At 64.3% G+C, this 18,203-nt stretch carries 16 protein-coding genes; 10 read left to right on the top strand and 6 right to left on the bottom strand.

Going from position 1 to position 18,203, the window contains the following annotated elements; translation table 11 throughout:
- Positions 1-47: 47 nt before the first annotated feature.
- The gene (locus ACFQO4_RS01520) at positions 48-2,873 is read right to left on the bottom strand and encodes a DEAD/DEAH box helicase (protein WP_500259244.1); all 2,826 of its coding nucleotides are present in this window, start codon (positions 2,871-2,873) and stop codon (positions 48-50) included.
- Positions 2,874-3,012: 139 nt separating this feature from the next.
- On the opposite strand from ACFQO4_RS01520, the gene ACFQO4_RS01525 reads away from it, so the two are divergent.
- Together ACFQO4_RS01525 and ACFQO4_RS01530 are read left to right on the top strand one after the other, a co-directional pair.
- Entirely contained in the window at positions 3,013-4,191 is a 1,179-nt protein-coding gene (locus ACFQO4_RS01525) for a tRNA sulfurtransferase (RefSeq protein WP_500259245.1), read from the top strand.
- A 470-nt stretch (positions 4,192-4,661) separates the two neighbouring features.
- Positions 4,662-5,774: a glutamate-cysteine ligase family protein gene (locus ACFQO4_RS01530; protein WP_500259246.1), complete on the top strand. Its 1,113-nt coding sequence runs from the start codon at positions 4,662-4,664 to the stop codon at positions 5,772-5,774.
- A 104-nt stretch (positions 5,775-5,878) separates the two neighbouring features.
- Here ACFQO4_RS01530 and ACFQO4_RS01535 read toward each other — a convergent pair whose 3' ends face one another.
- The gene (locus tag ACFQO4_RS01535) at positions 5,879-7,039 is read right to left on the bottom strand and encodes a M24 family metallopeptidase (RefSeq protein ID WP_500259247.1); all 1,161 of its coding nucleotides are present in this window, start codon (positions 7,037-7,039) and stop codon (positions 5,879-5,881) included.
- Positions 7,040-7,236: 197 nt separating this feature from the next.
- Here ACFQO4_RS01535 and ACFQO4_RS01540 point away from each other — a divergent pair, with 197 nt between their 5' ends.
- Positions 7,237-8,883, top strand: coding sequence for an alpha,alpha-trehalose-phosphate synthase (UDP-forming) (locus ACFQO4_RS01540; protein ID WP_500259248.1), 1,647 nt, complete (start codon positions 7,237-7,239; stop codon positions 8,881-8,883).
- 7 nt (positions 8,884-8,890) lie between these two features.
- Positions 8,891-9,691 (top strand): trehalose-phosphatase, encoded by an 801-nt coding sequence (otsB, locus tag ACFQO4_RS01545; protein WP_500259249.1) that lies wholly within the window; start codon positions 8,891-8,893, stop codon positions 9,689-9,691.
- Positions 9,692-9,765: 74 nt separating this feature from the next.
- Here otsB and ACFQO4_RS01550 read toward each other — a convergent pair whose 3' ends face one another.
- Positions 9,766-10,527, bottom strand: coding sequence for a zinc metalloprotease (locus ACFQO4_RS01550; protein WP_500259250.1), 762 nt, complete (start codon positions 10,525-10,527; stop codon positions 9,766-9,768).
- Positions 10,528-10,607: 80 nt separating this feature from the next.
- A complete protein-coding gene (locus tag ACFQO4_RS01555; protein WP_500259251.1) occupies positions 10,608-10,898 on the bottom strand; it encodes a hypothetical protein in 291 nt (96 codons plus the stop codon).
- 241 nt (positions 10,899-11,139) lie between these two features.
- Between ACFQO4_RS01555 and ACFQO4_RS01560 the strand changes: the two genes are divergently transcribed.
- Positions 11,140-11,406 carry a hypothetical protein gene (locus tag ACFQO4_RS01560; RefSeq protein ID WP_500259252.1) on the top strand — a complete coding sequence of 89 codons (267 nt, stop codon included), beginning with the start codon at positions 11,140-11,142 and terminating at the stop codon, positions 11,404-11,406.
- Between the two features lie 207 nt (positions 11,407-11,613).
- Positions 11,614-12,561, top strand: a complete 948-nt coding sequence (locus ACFQO4_RS01565) for a biotin--[acetyl-CoA-carboxylase] ligase (protein WP_500259253.1) — start codon at positions 11,614-11,616, stop codon at positions 12,559-12,561.
- Between the two features lie 15 nt (positions 12,562-12,576).
- Here the strand turns inward: ACFQO4_RS01565 and ACFQO4_RS01570 are convergent, their stop codons facing one another.
- Positions 12,577-13,059 carry a universal stress protein gene (locus ACFQO4_RS01570; RefSeq protein ID WP_500259254.1) on the bottom strand — a complete coding sequence of 161 codons (483 nt, stop codon included), beginning with the start codon at positions 13,057-13,059 and terminating at the stop codon, positions 12,577-12,579.
- Between the two features lie 94 nt (positions 13,060-13,153).
- Here ACFQO4_RS01570 and thiC point away from each other — a divergent pair, with 94 nt between their 5' ends.
- The 3 genes from thiC (at position 13,154) to ACFQO4_RS01585 (ending at position 16,190) form a co-directional block, all read left to right on the top strand.
- Complete coding sequence (thiC, locus tag ACFQO4_RS01575; protein ID WP_500259255.1) at positions 13,154-14,605, top strand: phosphomethylpyrimidine synthase ThiC; 1,452 nt, start codon at positions 13,154-13,156, stop codon at positions 14,603-14,605.
- Positions 14,606-14,809: 204 nt separating this feature from the next.
- Entirely contained in the window at positions 14,810-15,709 is a 900-nt protein-coding gene (locus tag ACFQO4_RS01580) for a PhzF family phenazine biosynthesis protein (RefSeq protein WP_500259256.1), read from the top strand.
- A 277-nt stretch (positions 15,710-15,986) separates the two neighbouring features.
- Entirely contained in the window at positions 15,987-16,190 is a 204-nt protein-coding gene (locus tag ACFQO4_RS01585; protein WP_500259257.1) for a hypothetical protein, read from the top strand.
- 291 nt (positions 16,191-16,481) lie between these two features.
- Here the strand turns inward: ACFQO4_RS01585 and ACFQO4_RS01590 are convergent, their stop codons facing one another.
- Entirely contained in the window at positions 16,482-17,186 is a 705-nt protein-coding gene (locus ACFQO4_RS01590) for a tyrosine-type recombinase/integrase (protein ID WP_500259258.1), read from the bottom strand.
- A 435-nt stretch (positions 17,187-17,621) separates the two neighbouring features.
- Here ACFQO4_RS01590 and ACFQO4_RS01595 point away from each other — a divergent pair, with 435 nt between their 5' ends.
- Positions 17,622-18,074, top strand: coding sequence for an SRPBCC family protein (locus tag ACFQO4_RS01595; RefSeq protein ID WP_500260436.1), 453 nt, complete (start codon positions 17,622-17,624; stop codon positions 18,072-18,074).
- Positions 18,075-18,203: the final 129 nt, after the last annotated feature.

The raw sequence follows: 18,203 nt of genomic DNA on the forward strand, positions 1-18,203 counted from the left end.
GAGTGAGACCGATTCCCGCCCGAGCCTGGCGCCGTACTCGATTCCAGTCAGTCCCAGAATGCCTTCGTTCGGGCGTACTGGCGCTCCTTCTCGAGGATGTCCCGGTAGAAGTCGGCCTCGTTCTCGCGAAGACGGCTAATGATCTGGGCGGCGTTGTGCGGGCCGACGCCGCGGGCGGACATGGCGACGACGGCCTGCTTGCCGTGGCTCTGGACCAGATTCGCATTTTTAACCGCGCGACGGGTCAGCTCCTCTTGCTCGTCGTCCTTCGCGTCGGCCTGGACGGCCTGGAGGACGTCGTCGGCCCACGGACTCAGCGCCGCCACGCGCGTCGAACCGCAATTCGGACACTCGGGTTGCTCAGCGACCCGCTTCACTTTCGTCCGGGAGTACCACTCACGACAGTGGGTACACAGCAGGGTCACCCGGTCGTCCTGCAGACGTTCCTTGACGGTCTGGATGACGCTCGCGTCGGCGTTCTCGGGTACCAGCAGTTCCTTTCCACCGGAGCGACCCGCGCTCCCGATAGCCGTCCGGCCGCGAACCGTCTCGAGCGAGAGGTCGCCCGACTGGAGCCGCGAGAGGACACGGCTCGCGCCCGTCACGTCGAGGTCCTCGTGGAACACCTCGCGGATCGACTCGGCGTACATCGGCGTGTCCCCGAGCGCCTTGAGCAACCGCTCGTTCGACATGCGGCCAGAACCCTGCCAGCGCTTGAGCGCGCCGAACTTCGCCGAGACCTGCGAGAGGCGGTAGGCGAGAGCGTCCGATCCCTTCAACCCCAGCTCGACGATGGTGCCGACGTGGTCGGGGTCCGTCTCGGTCAGGACGGCCACGACGTCGCTCGTCGCCACGTCGGTCGGCACCTCGAGTTCGATCCGGTAGGGGTCAGTGTCGAGCCCGATCGACGATCCGGACTGCTGGCCGAGCAGGGCCGAGAGCACCCGACCGAGGGTCTCGTTCGTCCGGTGGCCGAAACAGGCGTTGAGAACGACCGTCCGTCCCTGGCGCTCGAGCAGGATGCGGTCGTGGGTCGGCATTGGCGCCTCCCCTTCGAGCTGTTTTCGGAGCCCAGAGACGGCCCCCAGGAGCGTCGTATCGTCGCCCGGATAACGTCCGCCGAGGTCCCGAGCGACGGCCGCGTCGTCGGCGCCGGTCTCGAGTTGCGAGCCGACGGTACCGCGAATCTCGCCCACCTCCTGGGCGACCGGTTCGGGGACGGGAATTTCCTGGCCGATCCAGGACGGGACCTCGCCGGCGGGGTCCTCGATGGGGGTGACGCGCACCCGCTCTTCCTCGTCGTCGATCTCGACGATTCGCCACATCTCCCCGCGCTGGATGAAGACGGCCCCCGGCTGACCGAAGGTCGTGACGAATCGCTCGTCGAGGGTCCCGATCTGGCCGCTCGAGGCGATGTCGTGGACCTCATAGGTCGCCTCGTCGGGGATCATCGAGAGGTTGGCGTAGACGTACTGCCAGGTGCCGCCAGTGGTCTCCACTCTGTCGGTACTCTCGTCGAACCAGACGATTCGATTCCGGTGGAGTTCCGAGAGGACGCTCCGCAGGGCCGACTCCTCGAGGTCGCGGAACGGATAGGCGCGGGCGAACAGGTCGCGAATTTCCGAAATGTGGCGCGATCCCGTCGACTGGACGATCCCCGGAATCTGGTTGGCGACCACGTCGAGGCTCCCGTCGTGGATTTCGGCCGGTTCGACCTCCCCGGCGCTCGCCCGACGAGCGATGGCCAGCGCCTCGAGCGTGTCGTCGGGCCGGGTCGTCACGATGGTCCCTCTCGAGACCTGGTCACGGCGGTGGCCCGCCCGTCCGATTCGCTGCAGAAGCCTGGAAACCTGTCGCGGGCTCTGGTACTGGATCACGTGATCGATCCGGCCAACGTCGATCCCGAGTTCCATCGAGGAGGTACACAGCAGCGCGTCGAGGTCGCCGGCCTTGAACCGGTCCTCGACGTCGATCCGGGCCTCTTTCGAGAGCGATCCGTGGTGGACGCCAATAGGAAGCTCGAGGCGGGTGAACCGCGAGCCGAGCGCCTCGGCCGTCTGGCGAGTGTTGACGAAGATGAGCGTGGACTCGTTTTCGGCAACGAGGTCTCGGATGAATCGGACGTGGCTGGCCGTCGTGGCATCGGTGGCGAGTTCACCCGCGAGTCGCTGGTCTTCGTCCGTGATCTCGGGCTGACGAACCCGCACGTCGATTCGGCTCCCGACGTCGATTTCGCGGATCGTACACGGTCGGCCGCCGGTGAGGAACTGGCCCACCGACTCGGGGTCACCGACGGTCGCGGAGAGCCCGATGCGCTGGAACGGCCCCGAGAGTTCGCGGAGTCGCTCGAGCCCCACCGACAACTGGGCGCCCCGTTTGGAGGCCGCGAGTTCGTGTACCTCGTCGATCACGACGTGGGAGACGTCCTCGAGCCCCTCCCGGAGACGCTCGCCGGTGAGCATCGCCTGGAGCGTCTCGGGGGTCGTCACGAGCACGTCGGGCGGACTCTCGGCCTGCTTGCCGCGCTGGTACTGTGTGGTATCGCCGTGACGGACGTCCACCTCGAGGCCGAGGTACTCGCCCCACCACTCGAGGCGCTCGCGCATGTCGCGGTTGAGCGCCCGCAGTGGGGTGACGTAGAGCGCACCGAACCCATCGGGCGGATCGGCGACGAGGTCGTCGAAGACGGGGAGCATCGCCGTCTCGGTCTTGCCACTCCCCGTGGGGGCGATCACGAGCGTGTGCTCGCCAGCGGCTAGCGGCGGAATCGCGAGTCGCTGTGGCGCCGTCGGCGTCGCGAACCCGCGTTCGGAGAGGGCCTCCCGGACGCTCGAGCCGAGGTGAGTGAAGGCGGCGACGTCCCCGTCTGTCATCGATTCTAGCAGGCGCCGAACGAGGATAAAAGCCGTGTTACCGGCCTGATGTGCGCCGTGTTCTCGAGCATCTCGCCTGCCGATTCCGTGGCCTCGTCGCTCGTAATCCCCTTATACGCCGGGCCCACTACTCCCTTCCATGCACCCGCCCGGCGCCGACACTGTCCTCGTTCGACACGGGGACCTCAACACGAAGAGCAACACCGTCAAGCGGTATATGCTCGACTTCCTGCTCGAGAACCTCGAGGCCGTCCTCGCGGACCGCTCGGTGACCGGCGACGTGGAGGGCAACTGGAACCGCCCGCTGATCCACACCACCGAGGACGCCGTGGAGGCCTCGGCCACCGCGGCCGCCGACGTCTTCGGCGTGGTCTCGACCAGCCCCGCAATCGTCGTCGAGGCCGACCTCGAGACGATCTGCGACGCGCTCGCCGAGACCGCCCACGCCTGCTACGACGGCGGCAGTTTCGCCGTCGACGCTACCCGCGCCGACAAGCGCCTCCCGTTCACGAGCGAGGACGTCGCTCGACAGGGCGGGACCGCCATCTGGGAAGCCGTCGAGGGCGAGTTCGATCCCGAGGTCGACCTCGAGGAGCCCGACCTGACCTTCGGCGTCGAGGTTCGCGACGAGGCGGCCTACGTCTACCTCGACCGTCTCGAGGGGCCAGGCGGCCTGCCCCTCCGATCGCAGGCACCGATGGTGGCGCTCGTCAGCGGCGGCATCGACTCCCCCGTCGCGGCCTACGAGATGATGCGCCGGGGCTCACCCGTTATTCCGGTCTACGTCGCGCTGGGTGACTACGGTGGCCCGGACCACGAGGCCCGGGCCATCGAGACCGTCCGCTCGCTCTCGCGGTACGCGCCGAACGTCGACCTGAGCGTCTACCGCGTGCCGGGTGGGGAGACCGTCTCCCTGCTCGCGGAGACCATGGAGGAAGGACGGATGCTCTCCCTCCGGCGATACTTCTACCGGATCGCCGAGCAAATTGCCGAGGAACACGGCGCCAGCGGAATCGTCACTGGCGAGGCAATCGGCCAGAAGTCCAGTCAAACGGCCCAGAACGTCGCCGTCACGAGTCGTGCGACGCGACTGCCGATCCACCGGCCGCTGCTGACTCGAGACAAGCAGGAGATCGTCGCGCAGGCCCGCGAGATCGGCACCTACCGCGACTCGACGATCAACGCCGGTTGTAACCGAATCGCGCCGAACCGGGCCGAGACCAACGCCCGCCTCGAGCGGCTGCTCGAGGTGGAACCCGACGACCTGTTCGAGCGCGCCGAAGCGGCGGCGGCGAGCGCCGAGCGGATCGAGTTGTAAGCGGGCTCTGACGCTCGAATCGCTCGTCGGCGGTCAGCGGTATCCAAACGTTCGGGAATCCTCGCGCTTCAGAGTGGGGCGGATCGTTGCGTCCCGAGACTGAGCAATCTCGCCTGGCAATCGCTGAGAGGGTATCCGCGTCGCTGTCGGTTTGTACTACGGAACGCATCCGAACGCCGTCGGAGTTCCTCTGGTCGGTGGGGATAGGTAACACACGAATCTGTTCGAACTTCCCTCCAAAGTCGGTGGCACCGCGTACGACCGCTAGCCGGCCTGAAGTTCGAGTCGGCAAGTGTCTGTATTCACGACGGTATCACATCTGACCTAATCACTTTGGAAGAGGGGTCTTCCCGCTCACTCGGTTGGCCTTTGTACGGACGAACGACGACTGATCCCCATCTCCGGGGCCGATCCCGTGCCGTCGTCGCTGTGATGTGAAACCACTCAACGTGCAGTAACTCAGCAACACTATGCAACTCAGTCTCGAACTCGAATACTGGACCGTCGACGACACGGGTGCACTCGCACCCGCAACACCGGTGCTCGACCGCATCGACGATCTTCACGCCGAGAGCGCAGACCCAATGCTCGAGGTCGTCACCGATCCGTGTGATAGCATCCCCGAACTACGGGAGGAGGTCGCGTGCAGACTACGGGAAGCGATCGACGTCGGCCGAGAAGAAGGACGCCATCTCGTCCCGCTCGCCACGCCGCTCAACGCCGGTTCGTTCGGCACGAGCGAGACGCCTCGGACGAGGATTCAGCGTCAGGTTCTCGGCGACGCGTTCGAGAAGGCCACCTACTGCGCCGGTACTCACCTCCACGTCGACCAGATCGATGGAGCCGAAGCCGACCAGTTGAACCTCCTGACCGCACTGGATCCGGCGTTTGCCCTCGCTGGGAGTTCCACGTACCATCAGGGAGAGAACGTAGCTGCCTGTGCGCGCCCCCACGTCTACCGGCGGACGTGTTACGGCGACCATCCTCGACTCGGGCGGCTGTGGCCCTACGTAGAGGACGTAGGCGAGTGGAACGACCGGATCGACGCCACGTTCGACAACTTTCGCCAACAGGCGGTTGCCGAAGGCATCGATCGAGAGACGTTCGACGAGCACTTCACGCCAGAGGATACGATCTGGGCACCAGTTCGGCTGCGCGACGAATTCGACACGGTCGAGTGGCGTGCCCCGGACGTAGCGCTACCCGGACAGGTGCTGCGACTCGCCGAAGACGTTCGAGATATCCTGAGTCTCGTCGAGCGTAGACGCGTGGAGATCGGTGGACGTGGCGACGTTACGGGATCGACCGTGTCGATTCCCGAGTTCGACCGAGTGAAACAGCACGTGAGTAACGCCATCGATTACGGGCTCGAGGCGCCTGCTGTCGAGCGATACCTCGAGACGATGGGATTCGATCCCTCCGTCTATCGTCCCCTCTCGACTGATCTCGAGGACAGCCCTCGGCTATCTCGGGCGCAAGCACGGCGACTTCGACTTCGCTACGCCCACCGGCTCGAACGGGACGTCGACGCGCTCACCACCGAGCAGTCACCAGCGAGGTCTCCGGTTCTCCAGCCGGTCTAAACCAGCGTTTCACTCCCCCGACGGACCGCAGGAACACAGCAGTTCTCACTCCGCCACTATTTCCAGGGTACACAGCAGCATCCAGCTCGACGAGGCCAACTCCGTTACCGGCGAGTCCCTTCGCACGTCCAGTCCAGCGGCGTCGTATTCAACCGCTCGCAGCCGTCCTCCGTGACCACCACGAGGTCCTCGAGTCGAACCCCGAACTCGCCCTCGAGGTAGATCCCCGGCTCGACACTAAAGACCATGCCCGGCTCGAGACGCTGCTCGTTCCCCTCGACGATGTACGGCGGCTCGTGAACCTCGAGACCGACGCCGTGGCCGGTGCGGTGAACGAAGGCATCGCCGTACCCTGCGTCGGCGATGATCACGCGGGCGACGGCGTCGACCGACTCGGCCGTGACGCGGGGTTCGACGTGCTCGATCGCCGCCCGCTGGGCGCGGGCGACGGTCTCGTGCACCTCCCGGTACCCTTCGGGCGGATCGCCGGCGAAGACCAGCGTCCGGGTCTGGTCGCCGGGATAGCGGGCCTGGCCAGACTCCAGGTCCGCGTCGACGAACGCGCCGAAGTCGAGGACGACCGGATCACCCGCCTCGATGGAACGGTCGCCAGGCTGGTGGTGCGGGCGCGCCCCGTTCTCGCCCGCGGCGACGATAGTGTCGAACGCGGTACCACGACCGCCCTCGGCCTCGAGCAGCCGATCGATCTCGTCGGCGAGTTCCCGTTCGGTCATCCCGACGACCGCCTCGCCGCGTTCGCGGAGCGTCGTGGAGACACGGTCGGCGAGGTCAGCCGCTCGACGAAGGGCTGCCCGTTCGGTTCGGTCCTTTCGGAGGCGAAGGGGCTCGAGCACCCGGCTCGCGAGGTCGTACGTCGCGTCGGGAAACAGGCCGCGAACGTCCTGGGCGAACGTCGTCCAGAGGCGGTCGTCGAGGAAGATCGTCTCACCGCCCCCGAGCCCCGCCTCGAGACCGGCGGTTTCGAACGCGCTCGAGAGCGCCTCGACGGGGCCGTCGCCATCATCCCAGAGCACGATCCGATCGACGGGCGCGGCCTCGAGTTCCGCTCTGTACATCGTGGGCGCGACCACGACCGGCAGCCCGTCGCGGGGAACGATGGCCAGGAAGTGGCGCTCGGACGGCGACTCCTCGACGCCCGTCAGGTACGTGAGCGCCGGCCCGGGCGAAGCGATCAGTGCGGCGCCACCGCGGTCGGCGAGTCCTCGCTGGCACTGCCGTACTCGTTCGACGAACGGGTCGTTCATAGCTGACGATGCGAGGGGAGCCCCTTGAACGTTGCTCGAGGTGCCGATTGCCGGTCGTCGGTCGCTGGTCGCCGGTCGATGCAAGCCTCGAGCGTCCGTGAATGTCCCTGCAGAGAGCCGGTTAGGGAGGTGTATATCAATGGCCTGTGACTGCAGGCCGCGAACGAAACAGTAGGGCAAACGAGGAAATTTCATAGATGCGATCTACGGAGCGAGTAGCGGTGGCGGAGTCGAATCACGCGAACGATTTACGGGACAACGGTCGACGGCTCGTGACCGACGGTGGCGTCGATTTCGACGCCCCGGAATCGCTGCTCGTCGTGTCGAATCGGCAGCCGTATCGTCACGAGTGGGCAGACGACAGTGATGGCGGTCACGGCGACAGCGGCGACAGCGAAGCGAACGGAGCGGATGTCGGCTCGAGCGAGCGTGACGTCACCGTCGACGAACCGACCGGCGGCCTGACCGCCGGACTCGACCCCGTGATGCGAGCGACCGGCGGCACGTGGATCGCCTGGGGCGACGGCAGCGCCGACCGCGCGGTTACCGACGAAAACGACCGCGTCGACGTCCCACCCGGAAGCGACGATCAGTACACCCTGCGGCGGGTCTGGCTCTCGGACGAGGCCGTCGACGGCTACTACACGGGCTACAGCAACCGCGTCCTCTGGCCGCTCTGTCACGGCATGACCGAACTGCTCGAGTTCCGACCGACCGACCTCGAGTGGTATCGTCAGGTCAACCGGCAGTTCGCCGACGCCGTCCTCGAAGAGGCCACCGACGAGTCCGTGATCTGGCTCCAGGATTACCACCTCGGGCTCGCACCGTCGATGATCCAGGCGAAGGCACCAGCGGGTGCGACGGTCGCTCAGTTCTGGCACATTCCGTGGCCGGACCCGTCGTCGTTCGCGGCCTGCCCCAACGCCCGTGAACTCCTCGTCGGGCTGCTCGGATCCGACGTGTTCGGCTTCCACGTCGAGCGCTACGGGACGGCTTTCCTCGAGTGCGTCGAGGAGACGCTCCCGTCGGCGACGGTCGATTACCGCGAGCGCACCGTCGAGTACGACGGCCACGAGACGCGAATCGTCGCGACGCCGATGGGCGTCGACGCGAGCAGCTACGAGGAACGGGCCCGAGAGATCGGGGCCGACAGGTGGGATTCCCTGCGCGAACGGTACGACATCCCCGACGGCTGTGCCGTCGGCCTGGGCGTCGACCGACTCGACTACACCAAAGGGATCCCGGAGCGACTGGCCGCCCTCGAACGCCTCTTCGAGGGCTACCCCGAGTGGCGCGAGTCGTTCACGTTCCTCCAGAAGGCGACCCCGAGTCGGACGGGTATTCCGAGTTACGATCGACTCGGGCGACAGGTTCGATCGACCGTCGACCGGATCAACGAGCGCTTCGGCACCGACGACTGGCAGCCGATCGTCTACACGGAGGACTTCCTCGACCGGGCCGACCTGACCACGCTCTATCGGGAGGCCGACCTCCTCGTCGTCAGTTCGGTCCGCGACGGCATGAATCTCGTCGCTCAGGAGTACGTCGCGTCCTCGATCGACGGCGACGGCGCGCTCGTTCTCAGCGAGCACGCGGGAGCGGCCGACGCGCTCGGCTATCCGTCGTTCACGATCGACCCGGCGGACGTCGATCGGTTCGCGCGAACGATCGCCGACGCGCTCGGAGCCCCGAAGAGCGAGCGCACGACCCGGATGGCCGCCCTGCGGAACTACGTCTTCGAACACGACCTCGAGTGGTGGATGAGCGAGCAGTTCGCCCACATCGAGGCAGCCCGATTTCCATCAGCCAACCGACGAGTGAACGACGTGTCACGATCCCTCTGAGTTCCCGATGTCCCTCCAGCAACGAACGACTCGAGACCTGCAGGAACGCCTCGCGACCGGACTCGACCGCCACGACGAACTGCTGGCGTGTTTCGACTTCGACGGCACACTGGCCCCCATCGTCGACGACCCCACGCGAGCCCGACCGCTTCCGGCGGCCGAACGCGCCCTCGAGCGCCTCGATTCCCACGAGGACGTGACGACGGCAATCGTCAGCGGGCGCGCGCTCGCAGACGTCTCCCGGCGCGTCGACGGACCGTCGGTCTACGGCGGGAATCACGGCCTCGAACTCGCGCGGGACGACTCGGTCGCCGTCCACCCTGTCGCACGGAAGCGATCCCGGCTGGTCGAGCGGTGCTGTGACGTCCTCGAAGACCGCCTCGAGGGCGTCTCCGGCTGTCGCGTCGAGAACAAACGACTCACGGGAACGGTCCACGTCCGCCACGTATCGCGGGAGATGGTCCCGGTCGTCGAACAGGAGACGCGAGCGGTCGTCGACCGGGTCGGAGACGGCGACCTCGAGTGCAGTCACGGCAAGGCCATCCTCGAGTTCGGCCCGCGCGTTCCCTGGACGAAAGGCGACGCCGTCTCCTTGCTCCGGTCGATGCGAGCGCGGGATCCATTCGTCCTCTACGTGGGCGACGACGTGACCGACGAGACGGTCTTTCGTCGCCTCGGCCCGAATGGGCTAGGGGTGGCCGTCGGACGAGCAACGGAGACGGCCGCCTCGTGTCAGGTTCGATCGCCTCGAGCCGTGGCTCACCTCCTGGACTGGCTCGTCGATGCAACCGCTGGGCGGTTCGAGTGAGGACTGGAAATCGACGTGCCGGTGACACGCAGAAATCGAGGTCCCAGTGGCGATCAGCGGCCACCGTCCAGCAACTACCGCAGATTGACGCCACCCTTGTATTCGCGTAACGTGGACTCCGCGCAGAGCGAAAACCGGTGCGTGAGCTTTCGATCCGGGTATGGCGACAGAGCGTACTCCTGGCCACAGCGAGACTCGTCGGAATCGAACGACGAATCCCACGCGTAGGCGCTCATCATCGGCGTCGACACGGTCGCTTCGTTGGCGACGTACGTCCGCCCGTGTTCGTGGCGGAGCCCGAGCGTGTGACCGACCTCGTGGATCACGACCTGGATGGTGAGGTTGGGTCGCGAGTACGGGAGTTCGACCGCCTCCTGGTCCGGCGGCTCGAGTTCGGCGATGTGGCGCGCTCCGCCGACCGAGGCGACGTGTGGAATCGCGTACCCCGTCGGCGACGTGTGCATCGGCCCGTCGGTGACCAACAGGTTGACGTCCTTCGCGGCGTCGACCGAGCCGAGTCCCGTCGCTCCCGATCCGACGGCCAGGGGCCACCGCCCCGACCGCACGGGCCGGGCACCGTCCTCGGAATCGACGGGCACCACGCCGCCGAAGGAGACGTCGACGTCCCAGAACTCGTACTCGAGCGCGGCCTCGAGGTGGGCCGTGAGCAGGTCGGCGATATCGTACGTCGAGGCCTGTTCGGTCAGCCAGAATCGCACCTCGATTTCGGTCGACGGCTCGCGCGTGGCGTACCTGAGCGTTCCCAGCGTGCCCAGTGAGCCGACCCCAACGAGAAACGACCGACGCTTCACGCTCGGAGCGTTGAACGAAACCATCTAGAAACTTGGTATTCACATCGCCATCTATTAAGTGTGTGACACCGACGTGGGCCCAGTCGTCTGCGACCGCGCCACTGTCACTGTCGCGTATCGATCGCTCGCGTCTTCACCCGCCGCTGGCCCGTCGTCACCCTGATTTCGATCCAGTCCGGTACGTCGCTGGCAGCGACCGGCGTCAACGACAGGAGCGCGTCACCCTCGGCAACCAGTCGGCGACCCGACTGGTGGCGGAGACAGGGCTCCCACGTTCCCGAGCGGTGCTTCTCGAGCACGTCCCAGCTCGTGTAAAATCGTCCGTCCGATCCCAGGTACACGGTTCCGAACCGACTGCCACCGACGTCATCCTTCCCGTCGCGATCGCCTCCCATCGTGGTCTGACTCGAGAGTGGGATACCAGCCGTATTCAGTTACGGGTGAATATACGGTTCGTTTATCAGTCTCGATGGACGACTGGTCTCGGCGGTGTCTGGTTCCAGGCGGTGCCGAATCGGCGAATTTGATTCTATCAGTCGTCGAGCCAGTTTCGGTTCCACGACCATCCTCGGGCGTTCACGGGCGGGGTACGACCGATCACAATAGAGATATGTTCGGATATCGGAAGTAAATACAATGGCTACGCAGCGAGTGACGTATCAGTGGGGGCGCATCGCTGCATTCCTCCTCGGAATCGGTCTCCTCCTCGTCGCTCTCCGAATAGGATTGTTCGGGATTCTGTCGAATCCACTCGCTGCGGGGCTCTGTTCGATCGCCGCCGCTGCGTGTCTCTACGGAGTGACGAACCTGTCGTGGCGATCAGCCGTAATATCCGGGCTCGGGTCCGGTATCGGGGTCGCCACGGGAACGTATCTCAGCGAGACCGTGCTCGCGATGGTGTAGGCGAGTCCAAAGGGATTTTCGTAGTCAACCGGACCTCTCGAGACCCACTCTTCAGCGACGTGTTTCGATTCTCCGTGGGGAACCTGTGAACCCCTCCAAGAATCCCTATCGGTCCCCCTTGACACTCGTCCGGACGAACCGTCACGACCAAACCGACCGCCACCCGCGACCACCTCGATTAAGTATCCCGCGAACCGCTTCACACGCATGAACGACACGCGACGCGCCGTCCTCGAGGCGCTGGCCGATGGCCCCGTGTCAGGGCCGGACCTCGCCGCCGACCTCGAGTGCTCGCGCGCGGCCGTCTGGAAACACGTCGAGGCCCTCCGGGATGCCGGCTTCGACGTCGAGAGCACCGGATCGGGCTACGTCCTGGCCGGCGATTCGATCGACGCCTACTCCGGGCCGGCGATCGAGTACGGCCTCGAGGCACCGTTCGCGGTCGAGTACCACGAGACGCTCGGCAGCACGAACGATCGCGCACGGGAACTCGCGGGACGCGGCGAGACCGATGTCGTCGTGGTGGCCGATCAGCAGACCGGGGGACGAGGACGCCTCGAGCGCGCCTGGGACGCCCCCGCGGGCGGTGTCTGGCTCAGTATCGTCTGTCAACCCGAAATCCCGCCCGCTCGCGCGCCCCTCTACACCCTCGCGGCCGCGGTTGCCACGGCTCGGGCCGCTCGAGAGGCGGGCGTCGACGCGGCGATCAAGTGGCCCAACGACGTGATCGTGCCGGTTGGTGACGGGGGCGACTACCGCAAGCTGGCAGGCGTGCTGACGGAGATGGAAGGCGAGACAGACCGCGTCGCGTGGCTCGTCGTCGGCATCGGTGTCAACGCCAACCTCGAGGTCGCCGACTTGCCCGAGGGGGCGACGAGCATCAGCGACGAGGCGGGAGCCGTCGACCGACGCCGGTTCGTCCAGCGAGTGCTCGAGACCTTCGACGAGTACCGGTCGGATCTGGACGCGGTAATCCCCGCCTGGCGCGAGCTCGCGGCGACGCCCGGCCAGCGCGTTCGGGTCGAAGTCGCCGGAACCGAACTCGTCGGTCGAGCCGTCGACGTCGACGACCACGGCGCGCTCACGGTCGCGACCGACGAGGGCGAGCGGACGGTGACGGCGGGCGACTGCGAGCACCTTCGCCCGATCGAGTGATCGGCGTCGAACGGGCTACTCGACGGTTGCCTGGGCGTTCTGTACGCCCTCGAGTTCGTCGTCGCCGTCGCCGTCGACGCGAACGGTCAGGACCGGGACGCCGGCCCTTCTGACGACGCGTTCGGTGACGCTTCCCAGGAGGAGGCGGTCGATGCCGCCGCGTCCGTGGGTCCCCATGACGACGAGGTCGCACTTCTCCGGTTGCGCTTCGGCGACGATCACCCGGCTGGGCGATCCCTCAAGCACCTGCGTCTCGACGGTCACGTCGTCGCGTGCGAGTTCGACGACTCGTTCGACGGCCGCTTCCCCCTCCTCCCGGAGTGCGTCGGTGATCCCGTCCCACGCGGTCTCCATCGGCAGCCCGCCATAGTTCGCCGCGTTGACCACGTAGATCGCGCGCACCGTCGCGTCGTGGAGTCGGGCGAGGTCGATGGCGTACTCGACTGCACGCTCGCCCTCGACCGAGCCGTCGGTCGGGACGAGGATACACTCGTACATGTGTTATCGTGGTACATACTCGCCCGACGGATAAGTACGTTGCTGTAGATTGGGATGTGAAGAATTATAATCTAGTGGTACCACTAGGTTGTCAATGGCAGAGACGCAACTACAGGCCGCCCGATCGGGCACGGTCACCGACGCGATGGCGCGAGTCGCACAGCGAGAACAGCGCGACCCGGAAACCGTTCGGAAGGCGGTCGCCGACGGCCGCGCCGTTATTCCAGCGAACGTCGGTCACGACGCGCTCGATCCGATGATCATCGGCCGGTCGTTCGCGACCAAGGTCAACGCCAACATCGGCAACAGCGAGACGACGAGCGATCTCGAGACCGAACTCGAGAAGCTTCACACGGCCGTGCACTACGGCGCCGATACCGTCATGGATCTCAGTACGGGAAGCGACCTCGACCGCATTCGGACGGCAAATATCGAGCACTCTCCCGTGCCGATCGGGACGGTTCCCCTGTACGAGTCGGTCAAACGCGCCGGTTCGCCCGAAGACCTGACGACCGAGTTGCTGCTCGAGGTGATCGAAAAGCAGGCTCGACAGGGCGTCGATTACATGACGATTCACGCGGGAATCGTCCTCGAGCACCTGCCGTTGACGGAGGGACGAACGACCGGGATCGTCTCGCGAGGAGGCTCGATCCTCGCGAAGTGGATGGAAACCCACGGGGAACAGAATCCGCTCTATCAGGTCTACGACGACATCTGTGCCATCTTCGAGGAGTACGACGTGACGTTCAGCCTCGGAGACAGCCTCCGCCCGGGATCGCTGGCCGACGCCTGTGACGAGGCGCAGTACGCCGAGCTCGACACGCTGGGACACCTGACGCGGCGGGCCTGGGATCAGGGCGTCCAGGTCATGGTCGAGGGGCCAGGCCACGTCCCGATGGACCGAATCGCCGAAAACGTCGAGCGCCAGCAGGACGTCTGCGATGGCGCGCCGTTTTACGTCCTCGGGCCGCTGGTCACCGACGTCGCGCCGGGATACGACCACATTACGAGCGCCATCGGAGGGGCGATGGCGGCCAGAGCCGGGGCCGCGATGCTCTGTTACGTCACGCCCAAAGAACACCTCGGGCTCCCGGAGAAAGACGACGTTCGAGACGGACTCGCGGCCTACCGAATCGCCGCCCACGCCGCCGACGTCGCGAACGGCCGCCCCGGGGCTCGAGACTGGGACGATGCCCTCTCGGAAGCCCGGTACGCGTTCGACTGGTCGGCCCAGTTCGACCTCGCCCTCGACCCCGAACGCGCCCGGTCGTTCCACGACCAGACGCTCCCCGGTGACAACTACAAGGAGGCTCGCTTCTGTTCGATGTGCGGCGTCGAGTTCTGTTCGATGCGCATCGACCAGGATACCCGCGAGGAGGGGGAACTGGGTCGGCTGACGGCGCGGACGGATCTCGAGACCTCGCTGGCCGCTTCAGTCAACCTGCCGCCAGTTGGCGTCCACGACGGGGGTGAGGTTGTAACCGACGAGACGAGCGTCGAGAGAGACCGCGATCCGAATGTCGACGCGACCACCGATTCGCGCTAACGTGCGTGCTTTCGGACACGAGCGCCCTGAATACGACCGTCTTCGGACACGAGCGCCATCGAGCCATCGACCGATGGCGTTTACCTCCTCGCGAGGTTTGACCGATGGCGTCCACCTCTTCGCGAGGGTCGACCAATGACGTCTACCTCTTCGTGAGATCCGTCCGTCGGTGGATTCATTTGGCTGTCAGCCGTCGCCGCCAGCATGGAGACGAGACGCGTACTGCAGGTCGACGCGTTCACCGACGAACCGATAGCCGGAAACCCCGCAGGCGTCGTCCCGGACGCGAACGCCCTCTCGGAGACGCAGATGCAGGCCATCGCCAACGAGATGGCCGTCAGCGAGACGGCGTTCCTCCTCGAGAGCGACGAGGCCGACCGCCGAATCCGCTACTTCACCCCCACCCAGGAGGTCGACCTCTGTGGACACGCGACCATCGCCAGCTTCGCCTGGCTCGCCGAACACGGCGACATCGAGCCCGGAACCTCGACCCTCGAGGCGAACGTGGGGGTCCTCGAGATCGACGTCGAGGCCGACGGCACCGTCTGGATGACCCAGGACGCCCCGACGATTCGCGAGGTGGACCTCGAGTACGAGGACGTCGCCGACGCGCTAGGCGTCGACCAGGCGGGACTCGAGGGCGTCGCCGCGGACCTCCCGCTGGCGGTTTCCTCGACCGGCCTCCCGTTCCTGCAGGTCCCGATCACCTACCTCTCGGACGTAGGCGGGGCGGACCCGGACGTGAACGCCGTGGCGGCGCTCGCCGACCGCGTCGACGCCGCGGGAGTCTACCTGTTCACGTTCGACGCGCTCGAGGCTGAGTCGACCCTCCATGGCCGAGCGTTTGCCCCGGGGGCCGGCGTCCCGGAGGATCCCGTGACCGGCACCGCGAGCGGCGCCTGCGGCGCTTACCTCGAGCACTTCGGTGCGTTCGACGACTTCCCCGAGGAACTGCGCCTCGAGCAGGGCCATTACGTCGACCGGCCCGGACTCGTTCGCGTCCGCGTCGGCGACCAGGTGCAGGTCGGCGGCCGGGCGGTGACAGTCCTGGACGGCTCGTTACAGGTTCCCGAAGCGGAGGCGGACGATATACTCGAGCCCTGAGTGTCAACTCGAGAGGCTCTGTTGAAACCCTTAGAGATTGATACGAATCGCGTGCTGCATACAGAGGATGAGTTTAGCACTACGGAATCACATCTTTTACTTTGATCCTGTAGAACCGAGGGGCTATCACTGTGCCAATTTAGAGCATGTTATTGTTAGATCACCAGAAAGTACTTGCTGGTGACCTCAAGAAAATAGATATGAAGCGACGAACCATCCTCACAGGGATCGGTATTGCTGAACACATATGTAATCTAACCGGCCATATTCAATAACAATGAGTACTGTAAATGCTGTAGAGAACGTTGTCGTGAATAGCGCAACTGTGACTGCTGTAGAATATACCGTGATGCACTCTGATGGGCCTCCGTTCTATGTGCGTGTCGGAATAATACTCATCGGTATTGCATTTTTGTTTGCCATGGGCGTACTCTCGGTTATCGTATTCTTGTTTTTCCAGAAGTTACTAGGTCATAGGTGAACTGACAGCCGAGGGCTGTTTTCACACGAATTGCGAATTGTCACTTACCAACCGCTACAAACCCAGCTGTCCTAACCGCTCAGCGAATTCAGTCATGGAACCGAGTTCTCCGTTGTAGTGGGTCTAAAGGTCGCCAGCAGTCCGGAAGAACATCGGACACTCGGGGCAGTGGTGGCGCTCAGTACCGACTCTGTACTGAACTTTCATCTTTGCGATGATCGCATCCTACCAAGTGCCACATTCGCGCTCTGTATGCAGCAGAGGCTACAAGAATCGTGAGTGGGCTGTTAGTTATCGATGATGCGCTTGCCGGAGTGCATCGGCGGTCGCTGTTCCGGAAATCCGGATGTATTTCTGGGCGGTGGCCAGATCGCTCCATCTCATCAACGCCTGTAGTGGGACTGGCGCAACTCCCTGATAGGCGTGATAGCTCGCAGCCGTTGCTCGCAAACAGTGTGGGTAGACACGCCCTCGAAGATCGGCAGCCTCGGCAGCTTCGTTCACCCGCCTGTTGATCGTCGAGCGCGAGTGTGGGAACGAATCGTAGCGATTGGCGAAGCGTTCGATACACAATTCGAGACGCAAAGACAGGTCGAAGGGGATCGCCCGCGCGGAGGAGACCGTCTTTGGGTGCCACCGGGCCTCTACTGCCTCGTCCTCAGTGAGGTCGTCACAGTGACTCGCTTCCTGAGCTGCTTGACGACGACAGTACCCACAGGCACACGGCTCGTACTGTGGAATCTGGAGAAGCTTCCGATCCCAGTCGAACCACGTGGTATGGAGATGTGAAATCTCGCCCCCACGCAGCCCAAGCCGACCTGCGACCAAACAGATGAATCGCGCCTGGAAATCACGGGGGCTGGGCAACTCCGAACAGGCTTCGAGTAACAATTCAAACTCTCGGTCGGTGAGGACGTCTTCGTGAGAATGTCGTGTCGTCAATGCTCGTCGATGGCGTTTCGCCCATGTTGGTGACTCAGACTGGTGCTGTGTCATTACAGCCGAAGGTGTTCGCGGTTCTCAGAGAAACTATTCAAAATTGAGATTGATCGGTAGTGCTGAATATAGAGGATGAGTTCAGCACGACAACTCCGTTTATTTCGAAACGACACTGATGAATCTCCCGCTCACTACACGTGCGAACATACCATTGACGTATGTGTCACTATTCAATAACAAATCGATATAACGAGACTCGTGAGTAGATAGATTGAAGTGCTGGAGACGTACGAACTCGAACTCCTCGGCCCACCACCGTTTGACGAATGAGTTCCATACTTGGTGACTCACGGTTCCCCGATACTATTCGAAGAGCAAATACAGTTCGTTCGCGGGTTCGCTTTCGGATAGTCCAGGAAACATTGATAGGGATGCCATTGAATCCCAAGTAGTACGTTATCATGGGTAGCGCCCCTTCCCGATATTGTGATTATGCCGATTCAATGTGAGCATTCAATTGTAATAGAACGACCAGTCGAGGCGGTGTATACGTTCGTTAGCGACGTGTCAAATGCGCCAAGATGGATGCCGTGGGCGGACGAAACCAGCGTCATTTCCGGTTCCGAGCCTTCTAGCGTCGCCGAGGGACAACGACGCCGAATCAAACAAACTGACTTTGGCGTTCAGAGCGAGACGATTATTGAAGCGGTTGATGTCGAACCGGGCCGACACTACACGTTCGAATCGGTGGAAGGGCCGGGAACGTTTCGGGGAACATATCGATTCGAACCCACTCGAAACGGTACCCGATTGACTCGATCGTATCGCGTAGTGTTACCGGGACTTGCCCGGATCATGGAACCGATCATGGCTCGTCGGATGAAACGTCGGTGGCGAACAGACCTCAAGCGCATCAAGGAAATTCTGGAAACCGATACAGAATAAGTCCATTATCAGCGGAACCGATTTCGACTGATCAACATTTCTCCCCTGAATTCTGTGTACAACTCCTGGCAGCAATTGGAGAAGTAGGCACCACCCCAGGTAACGCTTTCACCTGCACTGAGCAATCAC

This window comes from Saliphagus sp. GCM10025334 (assembly GCF_042663485.1).
GTDB lineage: Archaea > Halobacteriota > Halobacteria > Halobacteriales > Natrialbaceae > Natronosalvus.